Below are 2801 nucleotides of genomic sequence, written 5' to 3'. Positions count from 1 at the left end.
CTCCAGCGCCGTGTCGGTGGCTTCGGGGTCGTATTTGTCAATCACCTGGCTGTAGGTCTCAACGGCGGCGTTCTCCAGCGTCAGCAGCACGTTGCACATGTCAAAGGTAGGGTCGTTGGCGCTCATGGAATGGCAGGGTGTGGTATTGGGGGTCCGGCGGCCTGCGGTCGCAGCGCCGAAATAAAAGAGCTGTGACAGCCGGGCGGGGGGTCGCCTCAACTGCCACAGCTGGTTGCGGTTCAAGGTGCGTCAGGAAATCAGACCAACCGATTTCCCGCCCCTTTGGCGCAAATTACTTGGCGGCAAGTTCCTTGGCCTGGGCAAGGTGGGCCTTCAGCGCTGGGAGCATCTTTTCAGCCCATGCTTTCAGGTCGCTGTTCTTGGCGTCCTTGGCGGCTTCTTCGAAGTTGCTGACGCACTTCTTGTGGGCGCTGACCATTTCGGAGAGGAATTCCTTGTCGAAATCAGCCTTGGTGGCCTTTTCCAGCTTCTGGAATTCTTCCGCATGTTTCGGGCTCATCACGGCGGAGACTTCCACGCCCTTTTCGGTGGCCAGAGCATTGAGCTCCTTGTTCGCCTGGGTGTGGTCTTTGACCAGCATTTCAGCGAAGGCCTTGACGTCCGCACGCTCGGCTTTTTGCACGCCCAGTTCGGCGATTTTCAGTTCAGCATTGCCGGCGGCGACTTCGGTTTTGACGAATTTGACGTCAGCTGCATCGAGGGTGTCCTTCGGTGCGGCGCTGCCGTTGGAAGTGAAGAGCATCGCGGCGCAAAGTGCGAGGGTGGATGCGGAGAAGAGAGAGGTTGTTTTCGATTTCATGGTGGTTGTTTTTCTTGGTTTTGAGGACGCAGTTGTTGGTGTCATCAGCAGCATGCTAGAGTTCCCGCGCCGCATTCGCCATGGGGTGAAACCCCACTCTTTTTATTTTTCTCCCGGACTGCCCGTGATGCCGCCACCACTTCACAAAAAAGCCCTGCATCCGTGTCATGGGATGCAGGGCTGAAACTCGCGCTTTGGCGCATTGTTACGGCTTCACTTTGCGCTCGATCGTGGTCGTGGTGGTGGAGGTCGGTGTGGCCTCAATCACAGCCGGGATCGGCAGCCCCGTACCCGTGGCCGGCTGCACCTCCACCTTGCTGGCGATGAGCGTGTCCCCCACCTTGGTGTAGAACACGCGCACAGGCGTGCCGGGCTTCACGGAGGAAGGCGCCACCGGATTGCCATGCTGATCCACATAGTTCGTGGTCTGGTTGTTCACATACTGTACCGGCGTTGATGAAGCACCCGCCACCTTCACCACAAGAATCCCCGGACTCACCTCCGTGAGGCTGCCCGCAGAGAAGGGTGCAGGAGTTGCCGGCGCAACGGCCTGCGCCACCACTCGCGTGGCGATCAACTGGTTCCCCGAACGGACGTAAGTTACCGTGGCGGGCATCTGGGCGTTGAATTGTTCTCTCGGGATGATGCGCCCTTCACTGTCGAGAAACACCGTGTTCGGCCCCATCATGAAGTTGGTCGCCGTCCCATTCGGTGCAGCAAGGAGAGAGAAGCCGTCCGCGCTAAAGGTGCTGATCGTGCCACCATACGTGGTGTCCGCCGCAACACCACCCTGCACAATCACCATGTTCGCGGCAGTGCCGGCAGGTTGCGCCCCCGCGCCTCCACCTGCGGAAGTTTGTGCCATGCTGACTGCCGGGCTGGCAAGAAGCAGACTGGCAATGGCAAGGATGTGACGATGGCGAAGCTGAGGTTTCATGAGGTTGAGTCGTGGGTGGTTGGATTGAATGTTGAGCATTAAGGTGTGCATGTTAACAGGCGGAACCTTTCGTTATCCATGGGGTGAAACCCGATCATTTGATCATGCTCTGTTCTCCGCATTGAGTTGCCGCAGTTGCACAAAAAAGCCCTGCATCCGTTTGATGGGATGCAGGGCCGATGGATGAACTAACGCCAGCACTCAGGTGCAGCCGCGCAGCACAAAGAACAGCAGCAGCACGGGAATGGGGATGCCCAGCAGCCACAGCAGCGCCCAGCCGATTTTACCGGCTGCATTTTTGCGCGTGATCAGTGTTTTCATGGAGTGCTTTGTGTTTGGGGTGGATCAGGCGCTGGCTTTTTTGCTGCCCGCAGCCGCCTTTTTCGCCATCGGCTTTTTATCAGCGGCATCGGCTTTGGCCTCGGCGTCGGACTCGTCCAGCGCTTCGTCATTGCTGCGCTCCAGCGCCAGATCAGAGAGGGCGTCGTTCGCGGCCTTCTCCTCGTCCAGGATTTCCTGCAGGATGTCAGCCGCCTTGTCATTGCCCAGGCGCACCGCCCATGCATGCAGGCAGCCATAGGAAGCGATTTCGTAATGCTCCACCTTCTGCGCTGCGGCGATCAATGCGGCGTTGATGGACGGTGAGTCGGCGTATTCCTCCGCGATCTCGTCGCCCTCCTCCAGCAGGCCCACCGTGGCCTTGCAGGTTTTGCCCTTGGCTTTTTTGTCGAAGCATTCGAAGACCTGCTCGACCTTCGTCACATGGCCTTTCGTTTCTTCCAGATGCGCAAGGATGGCATCTTTCAAATGGGTGCATGTCGCGGCCTTGGCCATCTTGGGCAAAGCTTTGACCAACCGGTGCTCGGCGTCATAGATGTCTGCGAGTTCGCCAAGAAATAGATCTTGAAGTGTTTTCATGTTCGTTGGGGGGATGATTTTTGAAGATTAAAAAAATCCTGCGGCCAGGCTGCCCCGGCCGCAGGATGGGGGGGCGATTTAGGCCCGGCGATCCGCCACCTCCGGCGTGGTCGCTTCACTTGTGGT

The 2801-nt window shown here is 58.3% G+C and carries 3 protein-coding genes; all 3 read right to left on the bottom strand.

Annotated elements, in window-relative coordinates; genetic code table 11:
* Positions 1-292 precede the first annotated feature (292 nt).
* Positions 293-820, bottom strand: a complete 528-nt coding sequence (locus WAW39_RS12635; protein ID WP_422319325.1) for a DUF4142 domain-containing protein — start codon at positions 818-820, stop codon at positions 293-295.
* A 205-nt stretch (positions 821-1025) separates the two neighbouring features.
* Entirely contained in the window at positions 1026-1757 is a 732-nt protein-coding gene (locus WAW39_RS12630) for a hypothetical protein (protein ID WP_422319323.1), read from the bottom strand.
* A gap of 345 nt (positions 1758-2102) precedes the next feature.
* Entirely contained in the window at positions 2103-2675 is a 573-nt protein-coding gene (locus WAW39_RS12625) for a ferritin-like domain-containing protein (protein ID WP_422319321.1), read from the bottom strand.
* Between the last annotated feature and the right edge of the window lie 126 nt (positions 2676-2801).

The organism is Prosthecobacter sp., assembly GCF_049294395.1.
GTDB lineage: Bacteria > Verrucomicrobiota > Verrucomicrobiia > Verrucomicrobiales > Verrucomicrobiaceae > Prosthecobacter.
The sequence above is the reverse complement of the archived record's forward strand: the minus strand, read 5'-3'. Positions and strand labels throughout refer to the sequence as shown.

Bases quoted from the DNA above. Each gene is read 5' to 3' on its own strand.
- WAW39_RS12635 (WP_422319325.1), bottom strand. From the start codon at position 820: ATGAAATCGAAAACAACCTCTCTCTTCTCCGCATCCACCCTCGCACTT.
- WAW39_RS12630 (WP_422319323.1), bottom strand. From the start codon at position 1,757: ATGAAACCTCAGCTTCGCCATCGTCACATCCTTGCCATTGCCAGTCTG.
- WAW39_RS12625 (WP_422319321.1), bottom strand. From the start codon at position 2,675: ATGAAAACACTTCAAGATCTATTTCTTGGCGAACTCGCAGACATCTAT.